Origin of the sequence: Bradyrhizobium sp. CCBAU 11430 (assembly GCF_028128855.1) — a bacterium.
Classification (GTDB): domain Bacteria; phylum Pseudomonadota; class Alphaproteobacteria; order Rhizobiales; family Xanthobacteraceae; genus Bradyrhizobium; species Bradyrhizobium ottawaense.
Genome location: NZ_LBJV01000003.1, coordinates 450,058 through 474,968, shown reverse-complemented (window position 1 = coordinate 474,968; position 24,911 = coordinate 450,058). Strand labels below are relative to the sequence as shown.

At 65.1% G+C, this 24,911-nt stretch carries 22 protein-coding genes; 6 read left to right on the top strand and 16 right to left on the bottom strand.

Translation table 11 applies throughout. The features are described 5' to 3' along the window. Window positions 1–89 precede the first annotated feature (89 nt). The 3 genes from XI04_RS02210 to XI04_RS02200 form a co-directional block, all read right to left on the bottom strand. The gene (locus tag XI04_RS02210) at window positions 90–614 is read right to left on the bottom strand and encodes a GNAT family N-acetyltransferase (RefSeq protein WP_271608776.1); all 525 of its coding nucleotides are present in this window, start codon (window positions 612–614) and stop codon (window positions 90–92) included. Window positions 615–663: 49 nt separating this feature from the next. Continuing rightward, window positions 664–939 carry a DUF1127 domain-containing protein gene (locus tag XI04_RS02205; protein WP_028143316.1) on the bottom strand — a complete coding sequence of 92 codons (276 nt, stop codon included), beginning with the start codon at window positions 937–939 and terminating at the stop codon, window positions 664–666. Window positions 940–1,295: 356 nt separating this feature from the next. Beyond that, window positions 1,296–1,466, bottom strand: a complete 171-nt coding sequence (locus tag XI04_RS02200) for a hypothetical protein (RefSeq protein WP_240536405.1) — start codon at window positions 1,464–1,466, stop codon at window positions 1,296–1,298. A gap of 172 nt (window positions 1,467–1,638) precedes the next feature. Between XI04_RS02200 and XI04_RS02195 the strand changes: the two genes are divergently transcribed. Next, complete coding sequence (locus XI04_RS02195) at window positions 1,639–1,788, top strand: hypothetical protein (protein ID WP_162130954.1); 150 nt, start codon at window positions 1,639–1,641, stop codon at window positions 1,786–1,788. A 201-nt stretch (window positions 1,789–1,989) separates the two neighbouring features. Here XI04_RS02195 and XI04_RS02190 read toward each other — a convergent pair whose 3' ends face one another. The 6 genes from XI04_RS02190 to XI04_RS02165 form a co-directional block, all read right to left on the bottom strand. Next, window positions 1,990–2,445 (bottom strand): DoxX family protein, encoded by a 456-nt coding sequence (locus tag XI04_RS02190; protein WP_271608777.1) that lies wholly within the window; start codon window positions 2,443–2,445, stop codon window positions 1,990–1,992. Window positions 2,446–2,670: 225 nt separating this feature from the next. After that, window positions 2,671–4,197, bottom strand: a complete 1,527-nt coding sequence (gene murJ, locus XI04_RS02185; protein ID WP_271608778.1) for a murein biosynthesis integral membrane protein MurJ — start codon at window positions 4,195–4,197, stop codon at window positions 2,671–2,673. A gap of 262 nt (window positions 4,198–4,459) precedes the next feature. Then, a complete protein-coding gene (locus XI04_RS02180; protein WP_271608779.1) occupies window positions 4,460–5,647 on the bottom strand; it encodes a DegT/DnrJ/EryC1/StrS family aminotransferase in 1,188 nt (395 codons plus the stop codon). A gap of 11 nt (window positions 5,648–5,658) precedes the next feature. Further along, a complete protein-coding gene (locus XI04_RS02175) occupies window positions 5,659–6,663 on the bottom strand; it encodes a Gfo/Idh/MocA family protein (RefSeq protein WP_038949052.1) in 1,005 nt (334 codons plus the stop codon). Window positions 6,664–6,844: 181 nt separating this feature from the next. Beyond that, window positions 6,845–8,257: a mannose-1-phosphate guanylyltransferase/mannose-6-phosphate isomerase gene (locus tag XI04_RS02170; RefSeq protein ID WP_173015804.1), complete on the bottom strand. Its 1,413-nt coding sequence runs from the start codon at window positions 8,255–8,257 to the stop codon at window positions 6,845–6,847. Between the two features lie 7 nt (window positions 8,258–8,264). Next, complete coding sequence (locus XI04_RS02165; RefSeq protein ID WP_038971716.1) at window positions 8,265–9,254, bottom strand: NAD-dependent epimerase; 990 nt, start codon at window positions 9,252–9,254, stop codon at window positions 8,265–8,267. 215 nt (window positions 9,255–9,469) lie between these two features. On the opposite strand from XI04_RS02165, the gene XI04_RS02160 reads away from it, so the two are divergent. Together XI04_RS02160 and XI04_RS02155 are read left to right on the top strand one after the other, a co-directional pair. After that, the gene (locus tag XI04_RS02160) at window positions 9,470–10,429 is read left to right on the top strand and encodes a lysylphosphatidylglycerol synthase transmembrane domain-containing protein (RefSeq protein WP_028143323.1); all 960 of its coding nucleotides are present in this window, start codon (window positions 9,470–9,472) and stop codon (window positions 10,427–10,429) included. A gap of 35 nt (window positions 10,430–10,464) precedes the next feature. Beyond that, complete coding sequence (locus XI04_RS02155; protein ID WP_038949050.1) at window positions 10,465–11,460, top strand: MraY family glycosyltransferase; 996 nt, start codon at window positions 10,465–10,467, stop codon at window positions 11,458–11,460. Here XI04_RS02155 and XI04_RS02150 read toward each other — a convergent pair. From XI04_RS02150 to rfaD, 6 genes are all read right to left on the bottom strand, one after another. Continuing rightward, window positions 11,448–12,395 carry an NAD-dependent epimerase/dehydratase family protein gene (locus XI04_RS02150; protein WP_028143325.1) on the bottom strand — a complete coding sequence of 316 codons (948 nt, stop codon included), beginning with the start codon at window positions 12,393–12,395 and terminating at the stop codon, window positions 11,448–11,450. The two genes, XI04_RS02155 and XI04_RS02150, sit on opposite strands and share 13 nt — an antisense overlap. Continuing rightward, the gene (locus XI04_RS02145) at window positions 12,392–13,612 is read right to left on the bottom strand and encodes a glycosyltransferase family 4 protein (protein ID WP_038971717.1); all 1,221 of its coding nucleotides are present in this window, start codon (window positions 13,610–13,612) and stop codon (window positions 12,392–12,394) included. The genes XI04_RS02150 and XI04_RS02145 overlap by 4 nt, the downstream gene beginning before the upstream one ends. A 2-nt stretch (window positions 13,613–13,614) precedes the next feature. Further along, on the bottom strand, window positions 13,615–15,528 hold the full coding sequence (locus XI04_RS02140; protein ID WP_038971718.1) for an SDR family NAD(P)-dependent oxidoreductase: 1,914 nt from the start codon (window positions 15,526–15,528) through the stop codon (window positions 13,615–13,617). A gap of 84 nt (window positions 15,529–15,612) precedes the next feature. Then, complete coding sequence (locus XI04_RS02135; RefSeq protein ID WP_038971719.1) at window positions 15,613–16,899, bottom strand: O-antigen ligase family protein; 1,287 nt, start codon at window positions 16,897–16,899, stop codon at window positions 15,613–15,615. Next, a complete protein-coding gene (rfaE1, locus tag XI04_RS02130; protein WP_038971720.1) occupies window positions 16,896–18,380 on the bottom strand; it encodes a D-glycero-beta-D-manno-heptose-7-phosphate kinase in 1,485 nt (494 codons plus the stop codon). Before rfaE1 ends, XI04_RS02135 begins: the two co-directional genes overlap by 4 nt. Before the next feature lie 12 nt (window positions 18,381–18,392). Continuing rightward, window positions 18,393–19,373 carry an ADP-glyceromanno-heptose 6-epimerase gene (rfaD, locus tag XI04_RS02125; RefSeq protein ID WP_028143330.1) on the bottom strand — a complete coding sequence of 327 codons (981 nt, stop codon included), beginning with the start codon at window positions 19,371–19,373 and terminating at the stop codon, window positions 18,393–18,395. 159 nt (window positions 19,374–19,532) lie between these two features. On the opposite strand from rfaD, the gene waaF reads away from it, so the two are divergent. Beyond that, window positions 19,533–20,603, top strand: coding sequence for a lipopolysaccharide heptosyltransferase II (gene waaF / locus XI04_RS02120; RefSeq protein WP_271608780.1), 1,071 nt, complete (start codon window positions 19,533–19,535; stop codon window positions 20,601–20,603). 179 nt (window positions 20,604–20,782) lie between these two features. Here waaF and XI04_RS02115 read toward each other — a convergent pair whose 3' ends face one another. Next, a complete protein-coding gene (locus XI04_RS02115) occupies window positions 20,783–21,820 on the bottom strand; it encodes a glycosyltransferase family 4 protein (protein WP_271608781.1) in 1,038 nt (345 codons plus the stop codon). A gap of 126 nt (window positions 21,821–21,946) precedes the next feature. Here XI04_RS02115 and galE point away from each other — a divergent pair, with 126 nt between their 5' ends. Both galE and XI04_RS02105 read left to right on the top strand, forming a co-directional pair. Then, on the top strand, window positions 21,947–22,960 hold the full coding sequence (gene galE / locus XI04_RS02110; RefSeq protein ID WP_028143333.1) for a UDP-glucose 4-epimerase GalE: 1,014 nt from the start codon (window positions 21,947–21,949) through the stop codon (window positions 22,958–22,960). Window positions 22,961–23,078: 118 nt separating this feature from the next. Then, window positions 23,079–24,881, top strand: coding sequence for an ABC transporter ATP-binding protein (locus XI04_RS02105; protein ID WP_271608782.1), 1,803 nt, complete (start codon window positions 23,079–23,081; stop codon window positions 24,879–24,881). The last annotated feature ends 30 nt before the right edge of the window (window positions 24,882–24,911 follow it).

The window sequence follows — 24,911 nt, the reverse complement described above, 5'->3', positions numbered from 1 at the left end:
GGCGGGCCGTTCCCCCATTGAGGCCGATGATTCGAAGCCACCCCCGACGGTTCTGGCGCGACCAGGCCGGACAGCCGTGCGGGACGGCCTTAGCGGCTGAATTTCCTGACCATAAAGTACTTGTCGTAGGTGGCCTCTCCTATGCGGACGGCAGCGGGATCGGTACCGTAGATTTCAAAGCCGTTACGCTTGTAGGTGTTGATTGCAGCGGTCGATTCGAGCAGGACGGCGAGATGCACCTGCTCGACGCGTGCCTCGGCATGGGCAAGAAGCTCCTTGATGAGCCGATCTCCGACCCCTTTACCTCGGCCCTCCTCCCTCACGTAAACCGTGAAGATGTTGCCCCTGTGCTGCGATCGCCGATCTGGCGATACATAGAAGCCCGCGACGCCCATCAAGCTCCCGCATCGAAATGCGCCGAGGATCATTCCATCCAGCCAACGGCGATAAGCCGCCATCATCGGCTCCCCGCCCTCGTCCTCTTCAGGAGACCCAAACGTTTGAGGGTGCATCTGAAGCGCCTCCGCGCGAATGTCGCGAAAAAGATCGAGATCATCGACATTCAATCGCCGGATTTCCACGTCCGCCTGAGCACCCGCAGCATGCGATATCATGTTCGCCTCCTCTCCTTGTCGCAGTGAAGAACGGCAGGAATTGTGTCCGTCACATCCCACCGCGGCCCCACAGAGTCATCGTGCTGTCTCTCAATCTCTCGATGGCGCGTTCAGGCGCAATGCAATCGATATCGCCGCGCGTCAGACCGATGTCCATCAGCTCCCTGTCACTGAGGTCCTGCAAGGTGACCCCTGCGCGCGGCCGCCACTCCTGAAACGCACGCCAGTAGCGCCTGAGCAGGCTCAGGACGATGGAAAGGTCGAGGCCACGCCTTGCGGCATCGACCTCAATTTCGGGTGAGATGTTCGTCTGTTGGGGTGGCATCGCACGCTCCTGCTGTTGAGCCGGCAGGGAGCGTGGCCAAACAAAAGGCCCCGTCCGATGCCGGCGGGGCCTGGTGGAAAAGATGTCGTCGTCGAATTCCTAGCGCACGACTCCTTCCACGGCCCAGCCGAAGCGGGTCATGTGGTTGCGGTTGACGGTGCGCGAGCATTTAATCATGCAGCGCGTGTAGCACGCCAATCGCGCAAAATCAAGAGATGTGCCGATGTCCGTTGCACCCTGGGGGCGAGCACCTGCTTGCCTAGCCGCGCACGAGCGAGACAAGCCAGCTGCGGCCGAACAGGATGAGATCGCGAGAGCATGGACAATCGTGCCGCGGACGGCGAGCAGGACGAGCGTCAACTCGTCATGGAAATGCATCGAGGCGAAAGCTGAACCGCCGAAGCGCGCGATAGCCAGAACGCTGCGGCTATGATCACGGTCAGCAGGAATTTGCCGAGCGACATCAGCCAGGCACGGTCCAGCACGAGAAAGCCGCGCCGCGCGGCAAAGAAGAGCACCAGCAGCAAAATGGTCCAGCTTCCCGGCGTACACTCAGACGCCGTGCTGAGGCGATTGTCATGGCGAGCTACGGTTCTTCCGAGTGTTTCAGCATGTTGCCACTTTTAGGAGGACTTGTCGCGTGGGTTCAGATCGGCAACACTGCTCGGATTTCCAGTAATCGCTTTCATGGGTGTCCTCATGCCCGAAACATTGGAAACCTTGTTGTGGTGTGCCGCGCTCGCGACGTGGCTGATGCTTTCCTTCAGGATAATAAGCGAGCGCCTGAAGCCGCTCTCGAATCTCGTCAGCCATCTGCTCGAGGTTGCTTTCAGGCACAAGGCGAAGTGACGCAGTAAACGGCCGCAAAGGCACGGCTTGGCAGCTGCCGAGCTGGCAGAACTGCGTGTCGCGTTGATGGCGTCAGACGAACGGACCAAACGGCACATCGTGCGGCTGCAACCTGTCGCAACTCTGCCGGGGCCGACGATGCTCACTCGAAGCAAGTTATCGGCTATCAGGCCGAAGAAGCGGCTGAAACGAACAACGCTGCTAGCCTGCCAGCCTCCGATCGAGGGAGAACCGGCCCCCTCCGGTGACCAGGATCAACAGAGCGCCTCCTGATATCGAGATGTTCTTCAGGAAATTGTTGTACTGCCCGATCTGTTGCGGACCGGCGGGATATTCCCAGTAACGATGAGCGATTGCAGTAGCCGACAATACAAATAGAAACATCAAAATTGCGCAGTAGCGCGTACCAACGCCGAGTATCAAACCAACCGATATCAGTATTTCCAGGATGACGGTGATCGTCGTGAACAGCTGCGGCGCTGGAAGGTTGAGCGAGCGAAAATAACCCACTGAGCCACTGAAGTTGCCGAGTGCTCCATACCCGCTTCCAACAAACACCCATGCAAGCAGGATGCGGCCGATCAGGATCAACAGGTCGGCATTGCCGGTGGCGAACTGGTCGATCCGAGATGTGGACCAGGAAGAGCGAAATGACATGGTCACTGCCTCATCGCGTTGCTGCCTGAGGACGGCACCTGAATGTCGAGATCGTATCACGATTGGCGAACCGCATGAAGGCCGCCCGGCGGGCATGACGCGCTGGAGACCCCTGGTGCCTCCGAGGCCCAACAAACGGTCCATCCGCTCACGGCGTTGTCCGCGTTCAAAGCGATTCTTCGGCGCGGTGACGGCGGGCTAGGCGTGTTGGCTTTCGGCACGCGCCTAGCCGCGCACCAGCGAAACCAGCCAGCTGCGGCCGAACAGGATGAGGATCGCAAGCGCGTAGACGATCGTGCCCCCGACCGCGAGCAGAACCAGCGTCAACTCGTCTTGGAAGCGCATCGAGGCGAGAGCTGAAGTGCTGAGGCGCGCGATCAGCCAGAACGCTGCGGCGAGGATGATCCCGGTCAGCAGGAATTTGCCGAGCGACATCAGCCAGGCACGGTCGAGCACGAGAAAGCCGCGCCGCACGGCGAAGAACAGCACCAGCAAGAGATTGGTCCAGACGCCGACGGCGGTTGCGAGTGCAAGGCCGACCTGGGCCAGCGATCCCATCAAGGCGACCTTCAGCGCCACGTTGACCGCGATGCCGGTCAGCGATGCCCGCACCGGCGTTGCGGTGTCCTTGCGCGCATAGAAGGTCGCAACCGCGCTACGGATCAGCACGAAGGGAATCAGGCCGATGGCATAGGCCGCAAGCGTGCCGCCGGCGGCAACCGCGTCGGCCTTGGAGAACGCGCCGCGGGCGAACAGCGCGCGCATGATCGCGTCGGGCACGGTGAGAAAGGCCGCGACGAACGGGATTGAGAACAGCAGCGTAAAGTCGAAGGCGCGGCGCTGCGCCTTCATCGCGCCGTCATGATCGTTGGCCGTGATCCGGCGCGACATCTCTGGCAGCAGCACGGTGCCGATGGCGATGCCGATCACGCCGATCGGGAGCTGGTTGAGCCGGTCGGCATAATAAAGCGCCGACAGCGCGCCGGCCGGCAGGAAGGTCGCGATGATGGTATCGGCGAACAGCGCCACCTGCGTGCCCATCGAGCCCAGCGTCGCGGGGCCGAGTGCCTTGAAGAAGCCGCGGACGTCTTCGTCGAGCTTGAGCGGCGCAAACCGCGGCAGGCCGCCATGGCGGGCGAGATCGCCGGCGAGCAGGAAATATTGCAGGAAACCGGAGATCAGGACGCCCCAGGCCGCGGCGTGGCCCGCGCTCGGAAACCAGACGGCGACCGCCAGCGTCATCATCATCGAGACGTTCAGGAAGATCGAGGCGGCCGCGGCGCTGGCAAAGCGCTGCATCACGTTGAGCATGCCGCCATAGAGCGTCACCAGCGTGATCAGCAGCAGATAGGGAAAGGTGATCCGGGTCAGCTCGATCGCGAGCTTGCGCTGCTCGGCGTCGTCACTGAAGCCCGGCGCCAAAATGCTCATGGCCTGCGGCATGAACAGCCAGGCGACGATCAGCAGCACCACCTGCGAGGCCAACAGCAGCGTGAAAATGCGGTCGGCGAACAGCTTTGCCGCCCCCTCCCCCTTCTCGCCATGGACATGCGCATAGGCCGGCACCCAGGCGGCGTTGAAGGCGCCCTCGGCGAAGATCGCGCGAAAATGATTGGGCAGCCGCAGCGCGACGAAAAAGGCATCGGCCACGGGGCCGGCGCCGAGGATCGCCGCGAGCATGATGTCGCGGGCAAACCCCGTCAGCCGCGAGAGCAGCGTGTAACCACCGACCGTGAAGATGCGTCCGAGCATGTGTCTGTTTTAGAGACTAATCAGTCTAACGATAAGGCTTTGAAGTTTGACGTGATGAAAAAAGACGGCCGCTCGGCCTGCGATGCGCATTGCTGTGCCCTCTCCCCTTGTGGGAGAGGGCAGCGCCGCAAGTAGATATAAACTCAATCGGGTGAGGGGTTTCTCTCCTTGCATTCAGTGCGGCGAGAGACCCCTCACCCGTCTCGCCGCTTCGCGACGAGCCACCCTCTCCCACAAGGGGAGAGGGAAGAAAAGCGCAAGATCACCCCCCCAGCGCGCCGCGGACGGCGGCGATGATTCGCTCCTGATCGGCTTCGGTCAGATAGGCATGCATCGGCAGGCTGATGACGTCCTGCGACAGGCTCTCGCAACCGGGCAGGCCGCCCTCGGCGACCGGATATTGCTTGTAGGCGGTCTGTTGATGCATCGACTTGCCGTAATAGATCGCGGTCGGCACGCCCTGGGCTTTCAGCGCGGCAGCGAAGCCGTCGCGGTCGGTGCCCTCAGGCAGGCGGATGGTGTATTGCGCCCAGACCGAGGTATTGCCCGGGCTGAGACGCGGCACGGTGACCACGTTGGACAGCCCACGCGCGTAGCGCTCCGCGACCTTGTTGCGGGCTGCGATCTCGTCGTCGAAGATCTTCAGCTTCTCGATCAGAATCGCGGCCTGCATGGTGTCGAGCCGGCCGGTCAGGCCGAGGCGGACGTTGTCGTATTTGTCGACGCCCTGCCCGTGCACGCGGATGCTGCGCAAGGTGGCCGCGAGCTCGTCGTCATCGGTGAAGATCGCGCCGCCGTCGCCGAAGCAGCCGAGCGGCTTTGCCGGGAAGAAGCTGGTCGTGGTGGCGAGCCCGAAGGTGCCGAGCTTGCGGCCCTTATAGCTTGCACCGAACCCTTGCGCGGCGTCGTCGATCACGAACAGGCCTTCGGCCCTGGCGATCTCGGCGATCGCATCGTGATCGGCGGGCTGACCGAACAGATCGACCGGAATGACCGCAACCGGCCTCAGGCCCGCCTTGCGAGCGGTCGCGATGCCGCGCTTCAGGGACTCCGGGCTCATGTTGAAGGTCGTCTCGTCGACATCGACGTAGACAGGGGTCGCGCCCATCCGTGCGGCCGGCGACGCGGTCGCGATGAAGGTGAAGGACGGACACAGCACGGCATCGCCGGGCCCGACGTTCTTTGCCATCAGCACCATGAGAAGCGCGTCGGTGCCGCTGGCGCAGCCGATGACATGCTTGGCACCGCTGTAGGCCGCAAGCTGCTTCTCGAGCTCGACGACTTCGGGGCCGTTGACGAACTGGCAGTGGTCGAGAACGCGCTTGACCGCGGCATCCAGCGAAGCGCCGAGCCGGCGGCGCTGCGAGGCGACGTCGATGAAGGGAATGGGTTCGGAACGCAGATGCTGGTTCATGACCTGGCTCTTGGCGCCTTCTTGAAGGGTCGACATGGATGAAGGGTTCAGCCGGCGACGCGGCGCGGGCCCTTGAGGGCGGGCGATTTGGCCGCGGGCCGTGACGGCGTCTCCAGGCATTGCGTGGCGATCTCGAGGCTGGCGACGCCTTCGTCGCCGGTGACCGCCGGCGTCTCGCCGTTGCGCACCGCCTTGAGGAACGCGATCAGTTCGGCGCGGAGCGGCTCGTCATGCCCGACCGGCAGATGCCGCATCGAATAGCTGCCGTCAGGCTTGAAGCCGAAGCACTCGGTGACCTGGCGCGTGAGCAGATCGCCCATCACGTATTTGCCGCGGGTCGCGACCGTGACGCTGCGCGCCTTGAACGGCGTCAGCCAGTTGGTGTTGATGTGAGCGAGCACGCCGCTCTCGGTGCGGAACTGCAGGAGCGCGATGTCCTCGCGCTCGGCGACCGCGCTCGACAGCTGCGGCTGCACCTCGACGATGTCGGATTCGGTGAACCAGCGGATCAGGTCGATGTCGTGCACGGCGAGGTCGATGACGACGCCGACATTGGACATGCGCGGCGGGAACGGGCCGACGCGCGTGATCGCGATGGAAAGAATGTCTTCGCCCGCGATCGCCTGCTTGACGGCGGCAACCGCCGGATTGAAGCGCTCGACATGGCCGACCATCAGCGTGACGCCGGCCTTTTGCGCGGCAGCGACGATCTCGCGGCCCTCCTCCACCGTGGATGCGATCGGCTTCTCGACCAGAACATGAATGTTCTTGGCGATGCAGGCGAGCGCGACCTCGTGATGCAGGTGGGTGGGAGCTGCGATGGTGACGGCGTCGATGCCTTCGGCGAAGAGCTGGTCGAGCGTCTCGAAACTCGCGCAATTGGCAAGTTCCGTCGCGCGTGTGCGATGTGCCGGCGAAGGATCGACGACGCCGACGAGGCTGACGCCGGGAAGACCCGCAAGCACGCGCGCATGGTTGCTGCCCATCACGCCGGCGCCAATGACGCCAACGCGCAAGCCGGCCTTTGCCGGTGCAGATCCTTTGGAACTCATTTGAGCAAACCCCGATTCAACGCAAATCCCCGGCGCGCTTCTAGCACGGACGCCACATTTGTGGCGAATGCCGCCTTGGCGGCCCGGACACGATTTGATTCAAAAAGTTACACGTTCCCCGGGCCTTAAGCCGAAAAATATCGCCTCTTTGGCCCGGGTCCCGTGATTCGGAGTTTGCTGGTTACGACCTTTGATAGTCGTCTTCAATCCGGATGATGTCGTCTTCCCCGAGATAGCTTCCAGTCTGGACCTCGATCAGTTCCAGCATGATTTTACCGGGGTTCTCCATCCGGTGCACGGCGCCCATCGGGATGTAGATCGACTCGTTCTCGTGCACCGTCTTCACGGCCTCGTTGACGGTGACGCGGGCGGCGCCGCGGACCACGATCCAGTGCTCGGCGCGATGATGGTGCTTCTGCAGCGACAGCCGCCCGCCCGGCTTCACCACGATGCGCTTGACCTGGTGGCGCTCGCCATTGTCGACCGACTGATAGCTGCCCCAGGGCCGGTGCACCTTGAGATGCTCCTCGGTGACCTTCGGCGCGACCGACTTCAGCTTCGTGACGAGACGTTTCAGGCCGTTGGAATCCTTCTGGCGCGAGACCAGAACCGCATCAGCAGTCGCGACCACGACGAGATCGTCGACGCCTTCGAGCGCGACCAGCGCGGAATCGGTGGTGACGTTGCAGTTGCGGGAATCCTCGAACACCGCAGCGCCGTGCGACGCATTACCTTGTGCGTCCTTGTCGGAGAGCTCCCACACCGCGTGCCAGGAGCCGACGTCGGACCAGCCGCACGACACCGGCACGACCGCGGCGCGCGAGGTCTTCTCCATCACGGCATAGTCGATCGAGATCGCCTTGGCCGCGCCGAACGCCTCGGGCTCCAGCGTGACGAAGCCGAGATCGCGGCCGGCATTGTTGACCGCGTTGGTGACGGCCTCGACGCTTCCTGCATCGACCCTGCGATATTCGTCGAGCAGCACGCTGGCCGGGAACATGAAATTGCCGCTGTTCCAGAGATAGCCCGAATTGACGTAGTCGGATGCCTTCACCGCGTCCGGCTTCTCGACGAAGCGCGCGACCGCATGCACCTCACCGGAGATCACCTCGCCCGGGTTGATGTAGCCGTATTCGGTCGCCGGCCGCTCCGGCTTGACGCCGAAGGTGACGATGCGCCCGGTGCTCGCGGCGTTACGGCCCTCGCGGCAGGCGGCAACGAAAGCGGAATTGTCCTGCACGACGTGGTCGGCGGCGAGCGCAAGCACGATGGCTTCACTGGCGCGGTTCTGCGCGAACACCGCGCCGGCCGCGATCGCAGGTCCGGAATCGCGACGCATCGGCTCGAGGATCACGTCGGCCTCGATGCCGATCTCGGCGAGCTGCTCCAGCACCATGAAGCGATAGGACGCATTGGTGATGACGATCGGCCGGTCGAACAGGGAGGGATCGGAAACGCGCAGCAGCGTGTCCTGGAAGGTCGAGCGGGTGCCGAACAGCGGCAGGAACTGTTTTGGCCGCACCTCGCGCGAAGCCGGCCACAGCCGCGTGCCGGCGCCGCCGCACATGATCAGGGGGATAATGCGTTTGTCCATCGTCATCTCAAACCTTGAAGTAGTCCCGATACCAGGTGACAAAATTATGGACCCCATGCTCGATCGGCGTTGACGGTGCAAAGCCGGTGTCGCGCATCAGGTCCTCGACATCCGCGAACGTTTCCAGCACATCTCCCGGCTGCATCGGCAGCAATTCTTTGATCGCCGTCCGGCCCAGCTCCCGCTCCAGAAGCCCGACGACGTGCATCAGTTCCTCCGGATGGTGATTGCCGACATTGTAGAGCTTAAACGGCGCATTTGCGGCAGCCGGATCGTCCGCAGGCACAAGATTGATCAGCTTGGATACTACACGTGTGACATCATCAACATAGGTGAAGTCGCGACGCATTCGGCCATGGTTAAACAGCCGGATCGGCTTGCCCGCCATGATGGCGTTTACGAACAGAAACATGGCCATGTCGGGCCGTCCCCATGGCCCGTAAATGGTAAAGAAGCGCAGGCCCGTGACCGGCAGGCGATAGAGATGGCTGTAGGACTGCGCCATCACCTCGTTCGCCTTCTTGGTCGCGGCGTAGAAGCTCACGGGATGGTCGGTGCGGTCCGCAACCGCAAATGGCAATTTTGTGTTGGCGCCGTAAACGGAGGATGACGAGGCGTAGACGAGATGACGACAACCGCTGTTGCGGCAACCCTCGAGGACGTTGAGAAAGCCCACCAGATTGGAATCGGCGTAGGCGTGCGGCTGCTCGATCGAGTAGCGCACGCCGGCCTGCGCCGCGAGATGCACGACCTCCGTAAAACGATGTTGCGCAAACAGCGCCGCCATCGTCTCGCGGTCGGCAAGATCGGCCTCGACGAAGGAGAAGCGGCGGTCGCTCTGCAACAGCGCCAGGCGCGCCCGCTTCAGTGCCGGATCGTAATAGCTGTTGAGATTGTCGAGCCCGACGACGGTGCGGCCTTCGCCCAGGAGCTGCCGGGCGACGTGAAAGCCGATAAAGCCGGCGGCCCCGGTGACCAAAATCGCCTGATCCGTCATCCTGTTCCCCGGGGATCCCTAGCCCGATCCCGTTTAGCCGTCACCTCAAGGTGATCGCAATAGGCCCGCCGCGGCTCATGCGCTCCATAATGCCCCTCCACGAGAGCCCACGAGAGCTATTGCAAGATCGGCGCCAAAACCATACCAAAGCGGCCGAATTCGGCGCTCGCGTCGGGTTGCCTCAAATCTTCGCAAACCCTGTTCATGCGGGCGAGATGCGCCGAATCCTGCTGTCGACGGCCAAAATCCTGATTTCCGCGGCGCTGCTCTATCTGGCGCTGCGCAAGGTCGATCTGTCCGAATTGTTTTCGCGCTTCACCGTGACCAGCCTGTTCTGGATCGGCGCCGCGATCACGGTCACCTTCCTGCAGATCTTCGTCGGCGTGCTGCGCTGGCGCGAGATCAGCGCCGTCTGCGGCGCGCCGCTCGAGCTCGGCCGCGCCATGCGCTACAACGTGATCGGCTCCTTCTTCAACCAGACCCTGCCGTCGGCGATCGGCGGCGACGCGGTCCGGCTCTGGCTGGTCGCGCGCGCCGGTGCCGGCTGGCGTGCGGCGACCTACTCGATCTTCGTCGACCGCGCGATCGGCTTGATCGCGCTCGCGATTCTGATCGTCGCGAGCCTGCCCTGGAGCTACACCCTCATCACCGATCCGCACGGGCGCTCGGCGCTGCTGCTCATCGATTTCCTGGCGCTCGCCGGCGGCCTCGGCTTCCTGGTTTTCGGCGCGCTGAAATGGCGCTGGCTGAAGACCTGGTGGGCCACGCATCACATTCACGCCTGTGCCGTGATCGCGAACCGCGTGATCTTCAGCCGCAGCCGCGGACCGATCATCGCAATCCTGTCGGTGCTCGTTCACGTGCTCGCCGTCGTCATCGCCTGGTGCGTCGTGCAGTCGATTGCGGCCCCGGTTCGCTTCAGCGACGTGTTCCTGCTGGTGCCACCCGTGATGCTGATCACGATGATGCCGATCTCGATCGCCGGCTGGGGCGTGCGTGAAGCCACGATGAGCCTGGCGTTCGGCTTCGCCGGCCTGGCCGCCAACGAGGGCGTCAACGTCTCGCTGCTGTTCGGCGCCGTGTCCTTCATCGTCGGCGCGTTCGGCGGCCTGGTCTGGATCCTCAGCGCGGAGAAAGCCGCGCAGGGGTCGGCGCCGATCGGAGTGCCGGAGTGACAACCCTCGTCGCGGGTCCGGACCATGCGGCCGGGCTGGTGCTGTTTGCGCTTGCGCCGGCCGTGCTGGCTGCACTGATCTCCGCCTGCATCATCTGGTGCAGCATGCCGCTGCTGCAGCGTTATGCACTGGCGCGTCCGAACGCACGCTCGTCGCACAAGATACCGACCCCGCAAGGTGCGGGCATCGCGGTTGTCGCAGCCACGCTGCTGGTGGCTGCGTCCTGGGCGGCCTGGACGTACGGCGCGATTCCCTTGCCTCTGATCGGCTCCGCCGTCGTGATCGCGATGGTCGGACTTGTCGATGACATCAGGCCCCTGCCCGTGCTGCTCCGCCTCGTGCTTCAGGCTGGAGCCGTGGCCGCCGTCGTATTCACGACACCGGAGACCGCGCGCATCGTGCCGGCGCTGCCGCTCGCGCTCGAGCGCGGCCTCATCCTGCTCGCCGGCATCTGGTTCGTGAACCTCGTCAATTTCATGGACGGGCTCGACCTCATGACCGTGGCGGAGGTGGTGCCTGTCACGGCCGCGCTCGGATTGCTCGGATGGTATGGCGACCTCTCGCCATCCGCGGCGCTGCTCGCCACGGCGCTGTGCGGGGCCATGCTTGGCTTTGCGCCGTTCAACCGCCCAGCCGCAAAGGTCTTCCTGGGCGATGTCGGCAGCCTGCCGATCGGCCTCTTGCTCGGCTGGTGCCTGCTGGAGCTCGCCTGGCACGGACAGCCCGCTGCGGCGCTGCTGCTGCCGGCCTATTACCTTGCGGATTCCACCATCACGCTGTTTCGCCGCATCATCAGGCGCGAACCATTCTGGTCGGCACACCGCACGCACTTCTATCAGCGCGCCACCGACAACGGCTTTAAGGTCAAGCAGGTGATCGGCGAGGTGTTCGCGCTCAATCTCGTGCTGGCACTGCTTGCCATCGTCAGCGTTCGCGCCGGCTCGATGCCGGTCGCGATCGTCACCCTGTTCGCGGGCGCGGTCGCGGTCGCCTTCGTGCTGCGGCGCTTCTCCCGCCCTCAGGCATCCTGAGCCGACAGCGCCAGCCGCAACCCCTCGTCGAGGGACACCTGCGGCTGCCAGCCGGTCGCGAGCGCCTTGGAGATGTTGAGCTCGAGCGAGCCGATCAGGCTGTCATGCGTATCCTGCCGGCCCATGACGCTGAGCAGCGTGCTGAGCAGGCCCGGCGGCATGCCGAACAGCCGCAGGCTCTTGCCGGACGCTTCGGCCAGACGGGTGATGAATTCGGGTGTCGAGACCTGCTCCCTATCGGCGACGAGGAATATCTCGAAATTGCTGGCGGGATCGGGATGGCCGAGCCGGCGCAGGATGAACGACGACAGGTTCTGCACGGCAAGGAAGGCGCGCTGGTTGCGGATCGCGGCAACGGGCAGCGGCAACCCGAGCTGGACCGCGCGCGTCAGCAGCGCAAAATTGCCCTTGGCGCCCGCGCCATAGACCAGCGGCGGCCGGATCACCGAGATCTTCATGTCGTTGTCGCGCGCCAGCGTCCTCAAGCCCGCTTCGGCCGCAGCCTTGGACATGCCGTAGAGGCCGCGCGGCGTCAGGATATCGCTCTCGCTGAATGGGGCGCGGCCCTCGTTACTGCGGCCGTGCACCAGCACGGTGCTGATGAAGACGAACTGGCGCACGCCGGCCGTCGCCGCGCAGCGCGCCAGATGCAGCGTGCCGGCGATGTTGACGTTGCGGTAGAGCTGGACCGCATGCTCCTCGTGCTTGTGATGCACGCGCGCGGCGAGATGGACGACGGCGTCGACGCCTTCCAGCGCGGCTTGCCAATCGGTCTCGGGACCGATCGTCTCGATCACCACCTCGTCGTCGGCACCTTCCGCGCGACGGACCGCGCGGCGGACCGACCATCCCTCGCGCTGGAGCGCCGGCACGACATGACGGCCGACGAAGCCGCTCGCTCCCGTCACCAGCACGACTGGTTTCTTCTCGCTCATCGTTGCTCCGAAAGGTTCGCGGTGTGCAACAATTCGTCGATCACACGGGCATAGGCGTTCATCGCCGTCGTCCGGTCGAATCGCAATGCCGTCCTCACCGCGCGCTCCGTCATCGCATCGTCGTTGGAACGGGACGCCGCGCGGATCGCCGCGGCGAGCCGGTCCGGGCGGCCCGGCGTCACGACCCAGCCGAGCCCGTTCTCCACCACCGTCAAGGCAGCCTCGGACTCCGGCTCGGACACCAGCACCACGGGACGGCCGACCGCCAGCAGATTGTAGAACCGGCTCGGCACCGACACCCCTGCAACGTCCTTCCTGTATGGAATGATCCAGAGGTCGGCGGACGCCAGGAACGCCTCGAGCTCGGCATCCTCGACCCGCCCGACAAAGGAGACATTGGGCAGGTTCGCCGCTGCCTGCAACTGCTTCAGCCGTTCGAAGCCGATGCCCCAGCCGGACAGCAGGAAGTGAATGTCGGCCTCGTCCTTCAGAAGCCGCGCCGCCTCGAACACGATCTCCGGATCGTGGGTGAAACCGAGATTGCCCGACAGGCCGACGATGAAGCGCGCGGAAAGCGCCTTGCGGAACGGGTTGTCCGAATCGACCGGCCGCGGCGCGGGCACGAGCGTCGCCCAGTTCGGGATGAAGCGGATCTTGTTCCGCGTCATTCCGGCATAGCTCAGCAGCGGCCGCTCCGCGTCGCGGCCGATGGTGATGACGGCATTGAGCGCGCGGAACATCAGGCCGTTGGCGGCGCGCATCGTCCGCGTCACGAACGAGCCCGGCTTCAGCAGGCCCGCCATCACCAGCACGTCGGGAAAGAGGTCGTGCATGATCAGCGCCGAGCGTGCGCCCTTGAGCCTGGCTGCCGCCGCCACCGCGTAAGGCAGCATGAACGGGGCGGTGACCGTGAGCACGACGTCGCCTGCCTTGAGCTCGTGCAGCAAGGCGAAGAACGTGCGCGCCGCGAACAGCAGCTCCGAGACCCCGCGCCGCACCAGCGCCGCCTTGCCCGCCATGCGGTTCTTGATTGCGATGACGCGCGGCTTGCCCGGACCGGTCTGCAAGTCCGGCAACGCGCCCGGCCAGCCCGAGAGCACGACGACCTCGTGCTCGGCGGCGAGACGGCATGCGATCTCGGCCATGATCGCCGCCGTCGTGCTCGTATCCGGCGGATAATGCTGGCTCGCGACGACGATCTTGCCCCGAGGCTGCATGGTCAGGCCGCGGTCGACCCGAATTCGGGCACCGCATCCTTCAGGATAGTCCTGATGGTGGCGCGATCGTCGCGCGCGATCGCCTGCTCCAGCGCCGCAATCCATTTGCGCAACGTCTGCATCGGCGGCTCGTTCGGCTGCGCGGCCATGATGCCGGCAACGCCGATCTCGCGGGTCGGCTCCTCGGTGGCGAACAGGATCTCGTGCAGGCGCTCGCCCGGCCGCATACCCGTGAACACGATCTCGATATCGTAGCCCGGCTGCAGCCCGGAAAGGCGGATCATGCGCTCGGCGAGATCGACGATCTTCACCGGCTGGCCCATGTTGAGCACGTAGACCGAGACGTCGGGACGGTGCGTTCCGAGCGCATGCGTGGCCGCGGTGATGACGAGATCGCAGGCCTCGCGGATGGTCATGAAGTAGCGGACCATGTCGGGATGCGTCACCGTCACCGGGCCGCCGGCCTCGATCTGGGCCTTGAATTTCGGAACCACCGAGCCGTTCGAAGCCAGGACGTTGCCGAACCGGACCGAGATCAGCCGCATCGGCGGCTTGGCGCCGTGCGCCCCGGCTGCGAGGTCGTGATCCAGCGCCTGGCAGTACATCTCCGCAAAGCGCTTGGTCAGGCCGAGCATCGACACCGGCTCGATCGCCTTGTCGGTCGAGATCATCACCATGGCTTCGGCGCCGGCGGCAACGGCGGCATCCGCAACGTTGATCGAGCCGAAGATGTTGGTCTTGACGCCCTCGCTCCAGTCGCGTTCGAGGATGGGCACGTGCTTGAGCGCGGCGGCGTGGAACACGATGTCCGGCTTGAACCCCGCCATCAAGCGCACGATGCGCTCGCGGTCGCGGATGTCGGCGATCCGCCCTTCGATCTCGGCGGCCGCGCCTCGCGCGGCGAGCGCTTCCGTGATGGCATAAAGCGCGGGTTCGGAGTTTTCCACGATCAGGAGCCGCGCGGCGCCGAAGGCCACGACACGCTCGCAGATCTCCGACCCGATCGAGCCGCCGCCGCCGGTGACGATCACCGCCTTGCCGTTGATCAGCGCCTCCAGGCGCGCATAGTCGATCGTCTCGCTCGGCCGCAGCAGGAGGTCCTCGACCGCGACGGCCGTGAGCCGCGGCGTATCGCCGCTCTCGAGCGAAGGCATCCGGTTGACGATCACACCCAGCTTGCGCGCCCGCATCAGGATCGATTCCGGACGCGCTTCCGGCTCGAATGCCGAGGGCGTCATGACGAGGCGCGCGATCGGCTTGTTGCGCTTGGCGAAATCGGCGACGACGTCCTCGACGTCGTCGATGCCACCCAGCACCGGCACGCTGCGGATGAACTGGCCCCTATCCGAGCTCGACGGCGACAGCACGCCGACCGGCCAGATGCGCTTGATCGCCCCGCTCTCGATGCCGCGCAGGAGCACCTCGGCATCCGCGGCGCGGCCGATCAGCAGCGTCGGCGCGGCCTCCTCGCCCCTGGCATGACGCCGTACCCGCGTATAGCGGAAGTAGCGGTAGGTCATGCGCAGCGCGCTGAGGAAGGAGATCTCGAGGAACCAGTAGAGGACGATCGTCACCTTGCCGAGAAAGAAGGCGCCGCGGACGTTGGGGGCGACGAAGATGTAGTCGAGCACGAGCAGGGCGACCGTCAGCACGGTCGCGACGCGGATGATGTTCAACGCGTCAGGCAGCGAGATGAAGCGCCATTTCGTCGTAGTCAGGTTGAAGATGAAGAACACGACCACGCTGAAGGCGAGGAAGTAGGGCAGGATCTGGAACAGCAGCGGCAGGCGGTCGAAGAAGCCGTCGCCACCCTCGAATCGCAGATAGAAGGCGGCAAAAAGCGCCGCCGCGGTCGCCAGCAGGTCGTGGAGCGCGATCAGGAAATTGCGCAAGGTGAGATGCGAAAGACGCGTCATCCGCCGACCGATGAAAACCCAGTTAGATGCAACCTGACCGCGCTGATAGCCCATCTGGACCAGACTTGCCAGCCGCGCGGGCTTTCAGGAACCGGCTTCCCCCGTCTTCGCCTCGGCCTGTTGCCCCCGGATCACCATGCCGCCGGCAACGCCGACGCCGATGACGTACATCCAGCCCTCGTGGAAGTCGAACAGATGGGAGTTGAACAGCGAGGTGAAGACGTTCTGCACCACCACCAGGAGCCCGATCCAGTTGGCAAGGCCGTCGCCGCGAAACAAGCGCAGATGCAATATCCAGATCGCATAGAGAACGGCGATGCCGATCACGCCCCATTGCACGGCAACGTTCAGCGTCTGGTTATGCGGGTTGCCGATCACCTCGGCGGACGCCTGGTACTGACCGGCGGGCGTCGCGACGCGTTCGAACAATCCGCGCGTCGAGCCGGTGCCGTGCCCCTTGATCGGCGCCTCGGCGAAGAAGCCGAGCGACTTCCGCCAGAATTCGAGCCGCAGACCCGCCGAGGTCGGCTCGCCCTTTTCCACGTAACGCGTGTAGTCGTCGGAAAACCTCTCGGCGGTATGGCGCAAATATGGCGAGGCCTGCCAGGCGAGAATAGCGGCGACGAGCAACGTGGCGGAGATGAGCGCGATGCTGCGCCATTTGAGGTGAAGCAGCGCGAACACGCCGAACATGATTGGAACGGTGACGAGCGCGGTGCGCGACACCACGACGAAGGTCATGTTGACGAAGAAGCTCAGTGCCAGCGCCGTCAGCAGCCCGGCGAACCAGTATCGCTTCTCACGCAGCAGCATCACGATCGGATAGGCGAGCGCGACCGCGCAAAGCGCGAATTCCTGGCTCTGGTCGATGTAATTCTTGACGAAGATGCCGCGCTCGGCCGGATCGGTCTTGAGCGCGAGGTTCGGGTAGAAGGCGACCAGCCAGGACATCACCGACAATAGGGCGCAGGACACCAGGAAGGCGATGAAGATCCAGCGGCCGCGCGGCGAGCGCTCGAAATGATAGAGCAGGACCGGCAGCACCAGCAGCTTGATGGTCGGATTGACCGCATAGAAGCGGGCGCCCCAGCTCGCGTCCGACCACAGCGTCCCCACCAGCGCGAGCAGGACCAGCGCGATCGGGGCCGCGCAGATCGGACGCTTCAAGGATTGCAGGAACGCGCGGACGTCGAGAAACGGCACCATGCAGAGCAGCATCAGCGCGTTGAAGATCCCCGCCAGCGAGGTCGACCACGGCAGCGAGGCCGCGGTCAGGACCGCAAATATATCGACGGTCTCGCGCCAGGCCGCCGGGCTGCGCAGGCGGCGAAGCAACATCCCGCCGGTCGTCTCGCGTGCCAGTGTCGTCACTTGCCCCCTCCCCGGGCGCGATGGACCAGCGCCGTCGTGCTGAAGCCCTGGAGGATGTCGACCAGCACGACGTTGCCGCCCGCTTCCTCGACGACCTCGTGGCCGACTACCTGCTCGCGGGTGTAGTCGCCGCCCTTCACCAGCACGCCGGGCTTGATCCGGGTGATCAGGTCGATCGGCGTGTCCTCATCGAAGATGACGACGAGATCGACGGCTTCGAGCGCCGCGAGCACCTCGGCACGCGCGCGCTCGTCCTGGACCGGCCGCTCGGCGCCCTTGAGCCGCCGCACCGAGGCGTCGCTGTTGAGCCCCACGATCAGGCGGTCGCAGGCGGCGCGCGCCGCGGTCAGCACCTTGACGTGGCCGGGATGCAGGATGTCGAAGCAGCCATTGGTGAAGCCGACGCGCTGGCCTTGCGTTCTCCATTCGGCGAGCTGCGCATCGAGTGCGGCCGGCTCGAGCACGATCTTCTCCTCGGCCGCCAGAGTGGCATGCGGCAGGATCTTTCGGCGCAGCTCGGCCGCGCTCACACTGGCGGTGCCTTGCTTGCCGACGGCGACGGCGGCAGCGGCATTGGCCATGCGCAGCGCCGTGTCCCAGTCCGCGCCTGTAGCAAGCGACACCGCGAGCGCGGCGGCGACGGTGTCACCGGCGCCGGAGACGTCGCGCACCTTCACCGGAAAAGCCGGAACGTGAACCGCCGCGCCATTGCGCGGCACCAGCGTCATGCCGTGCTCGCCCTGGGTGACCAGGATCGCCTCGCAATCGGCGAGCCGCATCACGTCCTCGCTGGCCTCGACGATGCTCTGCACCGTCTCGGCGCGGCTTCGGGTCGCTTCAGAGAACTCCTTGCGATTGGGCGTCAGCAGCGTGGCGCCGCGATAGATCGCCCAGTTCAGGCTCTTGGGATCGACGATCACGGGCTTGCCGAGCTTTCGCGCGGCGTCGATGGTGTGGCGGATGACGCGCGCCGTCAGCACGCCCTTGGCGTAGTCCGAGAGCAGCACGATGTCGGCGCGCGCGATCTGCGGCAGGATCGCCTCGATCAGCTTCGTCTCGATGTCATCGGAAGCAGGCGCCGCCTGCTCCCAGTCCGCGCGCAGCATGTGCGTGGAAAAATGCTCGGAGACGAAGCGGACTTTTCGCGTGGTCGGGCGCGAGGGATCGCACACCAGCACGCTTTCGATGCCGGCGTGCTCGTCCAGCGCCGCCTTGAGCCGTGCACCGGCATCGTCCTCGCCGACGAGGCCGACGAAGATGCAGCGCGCGCCCAGCGAGGCGACATTGCGCGCGACATTGCCGGCGCCGCCGATATGGATCTCGCTGCGCTGGGCCGCGATGACAGGCGCCGGCGCTTCCGGCGAGATCCGCGACACCTCACCATAGACGAACTCGTCCAACATGATATCGCCGATGCACAGCACCGTGCGGCCTGAGATGGCCTTCGCGAGGGCGTCGAAATCGAGAATGGGCGTCGGCATGTTCAAATGGCCTCAGCGGAAGCGGTCGGGCCGGTCGAGGTAATCCCCGACATAGGCCTTCACCGCATCCTCGAGCGTCGTGAAGCCGCCGTTATAGCCGGCGCGGTGGAGGCGATCGACCTCGCTCTGGGTGAAATACTGGTAAGCCCCGCGGATCTGCTCGGGCATGTCGATATATTCGATGTTGGGCCTGGTGCCGAGCGCCGCATAGGCTGCCAACATCAGATCCCTGAAGCTGCGCGCCTTGCCGGTTCCGACGTTGAAGAGGCCGGACACCGACGGCGTCGCCAGCAGCCACATCACGACACGCACGACGTCGTCGACATAGATGAAATCGCGGCGCTGATCGCCGTCGGCGATGCCCTCGCGATGCGACTTGAACAGCTGCACCACGCGGCCGGCCTTGACGTCGTCGAAACGGCGCGCCAGCACGCTCATCATCGAGCCCTTGTGATATTCGTTGGGGCCGAACACGTTGAAGAATTTCAGGCCCGCCCATTGCGGCGGGAGCGGATCGCCGTTCGCGACCCGCCCGGCGACCGCGAGATCGAACATGTGCTTGCTCCAGCCGTAGAGATTCATCGGCCGCAGTTTCTTCAGTGCCGGCAGCGAGGCGTCGTCGTCAAATCCCGTCTCACCGTCGCCATAGGTCGCCGCCGAGGAGGCGTAGATGAACGGCACCGCGCCCGCCGTGCACCAGTCGAGCAGGCGCGTCGACAGGCGGAAATTGGTCTCGAACACGAGGTCGCCGTCGGTCGCAGTGGTCGCGGAAATCGCCCCGAGATGGATCACGGCATCGAGCTTGCGACCCTTCAGCCAGTCCATCAGTTCGGCCGGCGGGACGATATCCACAAGCTGGCGCTTGGCGAGGTTCCGCCACTTGCCCTCGTTACCCAGGAAATCGCAGACCACGACGTCGCTGCGGCCCGCGTCATTGAGCGCGGCCACGACATTCGACCCGATAAAACCGGCCCCGCCGGTCACCAGCAACATTCCGAAATCCCTGCCCGATCTTTGCGGCCCGGTCCTGCCGTAGCGCATGAGCTGCCAAAGTGTAAGCGGTTTTGGGATTGAGCGGTCTGCCGGCTTTACCTGCCGGCCCGGAGCGGCTACCGAACCGCCACAATCAGATCGCCTCGGCTCCATTAACGAATGAACCAAGATTCGACACTTAGCGGAGATGCAGATCGGAGCGACACCCGCCCGATTCTGATCATTCCCTACATGTGGATCGGCGATTTCGTTCGGAATCACACCGTCGTCCGGGTTCTGAAGGAGCGCTGGCCCGACCGGCCGGTCGATCTCCTCACCACATCCCTGTGCGCCCCGCTGGTCGATTACATGCCCGGCGTGCGCCAGGGGATCGTCTGGGACCTGCCGCGCAGCCGCCTCGCCGTCGCCCGCCAGTTCGCCCTGGGGAAGCTCCTGCGCGAGCGGAACTACGGCACGGCCCTGGTGCTGCCCCGGACCTGGAAGGCGGCCATCGCGCCCGCCCTGGCCGGTATTCCTGAACGGGTCGGCTTCGTCGGCGAGTTCCGGTTCGGCCTGCTCAACCGCTGGCGCTGGGGCGAGAAGAAGCTGCCGCGCTTCATCGACAAGAATGCCGCCCTGGCCCAGCCCGACGGAGCCCCGCTGCCGGCGGAATGGCCGGTGCCGCAATTGCGGGTCCCGGCTGAGGACATCGTCCGCTGGCGGCAGGCCAACGGCCTCAGCGCGGGCGCCGCAGTGGCGCTCGCCCCTGGCTCGGTCGGCGTCTCAAAGCGCTGGACCTACTATCCGGAGGCCGCCCGGCTGCTGGTCGAGCGCGGCCTCGAGGTCTGGGTGGTCGGCGGCCCCGCGGAAAAGGGGCTGGCTCAGGAGATCGTCGCGGCCGGCGGCCCGGGGGTCAGGGACCTCACCGGCAACGATCTGCGCAACGGCGTGCTGGCCATGGCCGCGGCCGGCGTCGCCATCTCCAACGATTCCGGCCTGATGCACATCGCAGCCGCGCTGGGCACGCCCACCATGGGCATCTTCGGCCCGACCAGCCCCTATCTCTGGGCCCCCCTCAACGGCCTTGCGGCGACCGTGGTGCAGGACAAGGAAGATCTGTCCTGCCAGCCCTGCCAGAGCACGGTCTGCAAAATGAACGACCACCGTTGCATGCGCGATATCGCAGCGCGCGAGGTGGTGGCGATCGCGCAGCGGGTGCTGGGTGAGGCCGGGGCGCGGACGGAGACGTGAGCGTCGGCAACGCCTGCGCCGCCGATGATAAGCGCCGGTGTTTTGCCCGACGCGTCAAACGCGCTTCGTGAAATCCGCAACGTATCGCGTCAGCCGCCAAGCCGTTGATTTTGCTGGCCGCGGCTACTGTGCATGGGGTTGTTTTCGCGGTTTTTGTTTGCCGGCGCGACACCGGCCGCTCAAAGCAGTGGCCGATAGACCTCGCCGATCCGCGCCGCTTCCGCATCGAGGCTGAACTTTGCGAGCACCCGCGTTCGGCCCCTCTCACCCATCGCCGTCGCGACATCGACATCGCGCATCAGCGGCTCCAGTGCCGCAGCCAACGCATCGGCATCGCCGGTCGGGACCAGCACGCCGCTCACGCCATCCTCGACCACCAGCTCGGCCGCGCCGGCGCGTGCGGCGACGAGCGCGCTGCCGGCCGCCATCGCCTCGATCAGCGTCAGCCCAAAACCCTCGTTGCGCGAGGTGAAGGCGTAGATCGTCAGCCGCTGATACCAGCGCTGCACCGCTTCGATCGGCAGCTCGCCAGTGATGACGATGCGCGATTGCAGGCCGGCCACTTCGATCTGCTTTTTCAGCTCGTTCGCAAAGGACGTCTGCTCGGCCGTGACCTGCCCGACAATCACGGCGGTGAAATCGGGATAGCGCGGCAACAGGCGGCACATCGCGTCGACGAACAAATCGGTGCCCTTCTGCGCGCGCACGCGTCCGAAGCAGCCGATGGCGTAGCGGCCCGGCAGCGCGGACTCCGCGAACGCAGCAGCGCGGTCGACCGGCGGCGCATAGACGTCGGTGTCGACGCCATGCGGGATCACCGTCGCCTTCACCTTCAGGAACGAGGCCGAGAGATCTGACGTCGCGATGATCGCATCCATGCGCCGGATCAGCCAGCGCGTGATCCAACTATGGTGCCGCTGCGCCGCCGAGGTGAACACGAGTTTCAACGGCCAGCCGAACGCGCGTAGCGCGACGCCCGCGATCATCTCGTTGTTGCGCCGCGCGTGCCAGATCAGCGGCGCCTTGCGGCGCCATAGCTTCAGAAAATCGGCAACGCTCAGCCGCGCAATCCCAGCCGGCGCGTGCGAGCCGAACCAGGCGGAGCGGTACAGTTTCGCCAGCCGCGGCGCCACCATCCGGTTGGTCGCGGTGACCCCGGAATAGCGCCTGTGCAGATTTGGCACGATCACTTCGAGATCGCCGGGGGAATTGGCCACGTCATGCTCCGTTTCGCAAAGTCCCTATACGCAACATTAAGCATAGTGACCAGTTCAGCCGCGCCGAAACCCCCTCTTCACCGCGCAAACGTTAACTTGGCGCGTTGATCGAAGACGGGTGAGATCATGACTGTGCTAGTCACCGGCGGCGCCGGCTATATCGGAAGTCACACGGTCCTCGCGCTGGCGGAAGCCGGCGAGGACGTCGTCGTGATCGACGATCTCTCGACCGGTTTCTCCGCCTATCTGCCCGAGGGCGTGCCGCTGTTCATCGGCGATGCCGGCGACGAGAACCTGCTCGAAGGCGTGATCGCGCAGCACAACATCGAGAGCATCATTCATTTCGCCGGCTCCGTCGTCGTACCGGATTCGATGCGCGATCCGCTCGGCTACTACCGCAACAATTTCACGACGGCGCGCAACCTGCTCAATGTCGCCGTCAAGCGCGGCATCGGCCGTTTCATCTTCTCCTCGACCGCCGCCGTCTACGGCAATCCGGACCAGGTGCCGGTGCCCGAGCATGCGCCGACGCGGCCGCTATCGCCCTATGGCTCGTCCAAGCTGATGACCGAGATCATGCTGCACGACGTCGCCGCCGCCTACGGCATGCAGTACGTCACCCTGCGCTATTTCAACGTCGCCGGCGCCGATCCGCAGGCGCGCATCGGGCTTGCCACCGTCGGCGCCACGCATCTGCTCAAGATCGCGGTCGAGGCCGCGACCGGCCAGCGCGCCAAGATCGACGTGTTCGGCACCGACTATCCGACCCCCGACGGCAGCTGCATTCGCGACTTCATCCACGTCACGGACCTCTCGCAGGCGCATCGCTCGGCGCTCGCGTACCTGCGCAATGGCGGCGCCTCGACGACGCTCAATTGCGGCTATGGCCGCGGCTATTCGGTGCTGGAGACAATCGACGCGGTGCGCCGGGTCTCGGGCCGCAGCTTCGCCGTGCAGTACGCTCCGCGCCGGCCGGGCGACATCATGACCATGGTCGCCGACACCAGCCGGATCCGCGGCCTGCTCGACTGGAAGCCGCAATACGACGACCTCGAGACCATCGCGGCCCACGCTTTGGCGTGGGAGGACAAGCTGTTCCACGAGCGCCATGGCGAGCTTCGCCACGCCGCCTCGGCCTAGATTCCATCTGAGCGCAAGCCCTTAATTGGGCTTGAAAAACCCCGCTTGAGCGGGCACAGAGGCCCTTCGATCCCTGACGTGCGGGCAGGCGTTGTCCTGCGCCGTCAATGGACACCGGATGGCCCAGTTTCCAAAGAAAATCACCGACGATCCCTATGCGGCAGCGGTCCTGATTCGCCGCCTGGTCACGGAACAGGGCGTCGTCTATTGGCGGCGCTACCTCGTCGCCTTCGCGCTGATGGCGGTTGCCGCAGGCGCGACGGCAGGCGCGACCTATGTTCTCGGCCAGGTCATCAACCAGGCCTATGTCGACAAGAACATCCCGGGCATCGCGATGTTTTCCGGGATCACGGTGATCCTGCTGTTCATCAAGGGCGTGGCGACCTACGGCCACATGGTGATCCTGACCAAGATCAGTAACGCCATCCTCGCCACCAACCAGCGCCAGCTGTTCGCAAAACTGATGCGCGAAAGCGTCGGCTTCTTCTCCGAGCGGCATTCGTCAGAATTCCTGGCGCGGCTGACGGCCGGCGCCAAGTCGATCACCGACGTGCTCAACATGCTGGTCAACGCCGTCGGGCGCGACCTGTTGATGCTGCTCGCCATGATCGGCGTGATGGTGTGGCAGGACCCGGTGATGTCGTTCATTGGCCTCGTCGTGGTGCCGCCCGCGATGCTGGTGCTGCGCAAGCTGGTCAAGCGTATCAAGGGCCTCGCCTACAACCAGTTCACCGGCACCGCCGACATCATGGAGACCATGCAGGAATCGCTGCAAGGCATCCGCACGGTGAAGGCGTTCACGCTCGAAGACACAATGCAGAGCCGCATCGACGAGAACATCGCCATCGTCGAGCGCAACGCCAACAAGATGGCGCGCGTCGCCAACCGCTCCAACCCGCTGATGGAAATGCTCGGCGGCTTCGCGGTCGCCGGCTGCCTGCTCTATGGCGGCTACAGCGTGGTCGCGCTCAACGCCACGCCCGGCGCGTTCTTCTCCTTCATGACTGCGTTCCTGATGGCGACCGAACCGGCCAAGCGGCTGGCGCGGCTCAACATCGACTTGAACAGCCAGCTCGTCGGCGCGCGCATGCTGCTCGAAGTGGTCGACAGCCCGGCGAGCGAGCATTCCGACGACGACAAGCCGGCGCTGAAGCTCTCCGACGCCCGGATCGAGCTGCGCGATGTCAGCTTCTCCTATCGCGCCAATGAGACCGTGCTCAACCGCATGAGCTTCGTGGCCGAGCCCGGCAAGGTCACCGCGCTGGTCGGACCCTCCGGCGGCGGCAAGTCGACCGTGCTGGCGCTGCTGCTGCGCTTCTATGAGGTGACGCAAGGCGAGATCGTGATCGACGGCCAGTCGATCGGCGCAATCTCTCGCAAATCGCTGCGGGCGCAGACTGCCTATGTCGGGCAGGACGTCTATCTGTTCCGCGACACCATCCGCAACAACATCGCTTTCGGCCGGCCCGGCGCGAGCGAGGACGAGATCACCGAGGCAGCGAAAGCGGCTTGCGCGCATGATTTCATCATGGGCTTCCCGCTTGGCTACGACACACCGGTCGGCGAGCACGGCACGCAGCTTTCAGGCGGCCAGCGTCAGCGCATCGCCGTGGCGCGCGCGCTGATCAAGAACGCACCGATCATCCTGCTGGACGAAGCCACCGCCGCGCTCGATTCCGAATCCGAGCGGCAGGTGCAGGAGGCGATCGAGCATCTCTGCCAGAACCGCACCACCATCGTGATCGCGCATCGCCTGCACACCATCATGCATGCCGACGCGATCCTGGTGATCGAGGGCGGCGAGATCGTCGAGCAGGGGCGGCATGACGAGTTGCTCCGCCGCGGCGGCCGCTATGCCTCGTTCTTCCGCCTGCAACACTACGATGCCGGCGCTCTGGCGCCGATCAGCGCAACCGCATAGAGTTCCACTTTACCTCAAGAGCAGCGAGAC

Coding starts and splice junctions, on each gene's coding strand:
- XI04_RS02210 (WP_271608776.1), bottom strand. CDS start 614: ATGATATCGCATGCTGCGGGTGCTCAGGCGGACGTGGAAATCCGGCGA.
- XI04_RS02205 (WP_028143316.1), bottom strand. CDS start 939: ATGCCACCCCAACAGACGAACATCTCACCCGAAATTGAGGTCGATGCC.
- XI04_RS02195 (WP_162130954.1), top strand. CDS start 1,639: ATGCCCGAAACATTGGAAACCTTGTTGTGGTGTGCCGCGCTCGCGACG.
- XI04_RS02190 (WP_271608777.1), bottom strand. CDS start 2,445: ATGTCATTTCGCTCTTCCTGGTCCACATCTCGGATCGACCAGTTCGCC.
- murJ (WP_271608778.1), bottom strand. CDS start 4,197: ATGCTCGGACGCATCTTCACGGTCGGTGGTTACACGCTGCTCTCGCGG.
- XI04_RS02180 (WP_271608779.1), bottom strand. CDS start 5,647: ATGTCGACCCTTCAAGAAGGCGCCAAGAGCCAGGTCATGAACCAGCAT.
- XI04_RS02175 (WP_038949052.1), bottom strand. CDS start 6,663: ATGAGTTCCAAAGGATCTGCACCGGCAAAGGCCGGCTTGCGCGTTGGC.
- XI04_RS02170 (WP_173015804.1), bottom strand. CDS start 8,257: ATGGACAAACGCATTATCCCCCTGATCATGTGCGGCGGCGCCGGCACG.
- XI04_RS02165 (WP_038971716.1), bottom strand. CDS start 9,254: ATGACGGATCAGGCGATTTTGGTCACCGGGGCCGCCGGCTTTATCGGC.
- XI04_RS02160 (WP_028143323.1), top strand. CDS start 9,470: ATGCGCCGAATCCTGCTGTCGACGGCCAAAATCCTGATTTCCGCGGCG.
- XI04_RS02150 (WP_028143325.1), bottom strand. CDS start 12,395: ATGAGCGAGAAGAAACCAGTCGTGCTGGTGACGGGAGCGAGCGGCTTC.
- XI04_RS02145 (WP_038971717.1), bottom strand. CDS start 13,612: ATGCAGCCTCGGGGCAAGATCGTCGTCGCGAGCCAGCATTATCCGCCG.
- XI04_RS02140 (WP_038971718.1), bottom strand. CDS start 15,528: ATGACGCGTCTTTCGCATCTCACCTTGCGCAATTTCCTGATCGCGCTC.
- rfaE1 (WP_038971720.1), bottom strand. CDS start 18,380: ATGCCGACGCCCATTCTCGATTTCGACGCCCTCGCGAAGGCCATCTCA.
- rfaD (WP_028143330.1), bottom strand. CDS start 19,373: ATGTTGCTGGTGACCGGCGGGGCCGGTTTTATCGGGTCGAATGTCGTG.
- waaF (WP_271608780.1), top strand. CDS start 19,533: ATGAACCAAGATTCGACACTTAGCGGAGATGCAGATCGGAGCGACACC.
- galE (WP_028143333.1), top strand. CDS start 21,947: ATGACTGTGCTAGTCACCGGCGGCGCCGGCTATATCGGAAGTCACACG.
- XI04_RS02105 (WP_271608782.1), top strand. CDS start 23,079: ATGGCCCAGTTTCCAAAGAAAATCACCGACGATCCCTATGCGGCAGCG.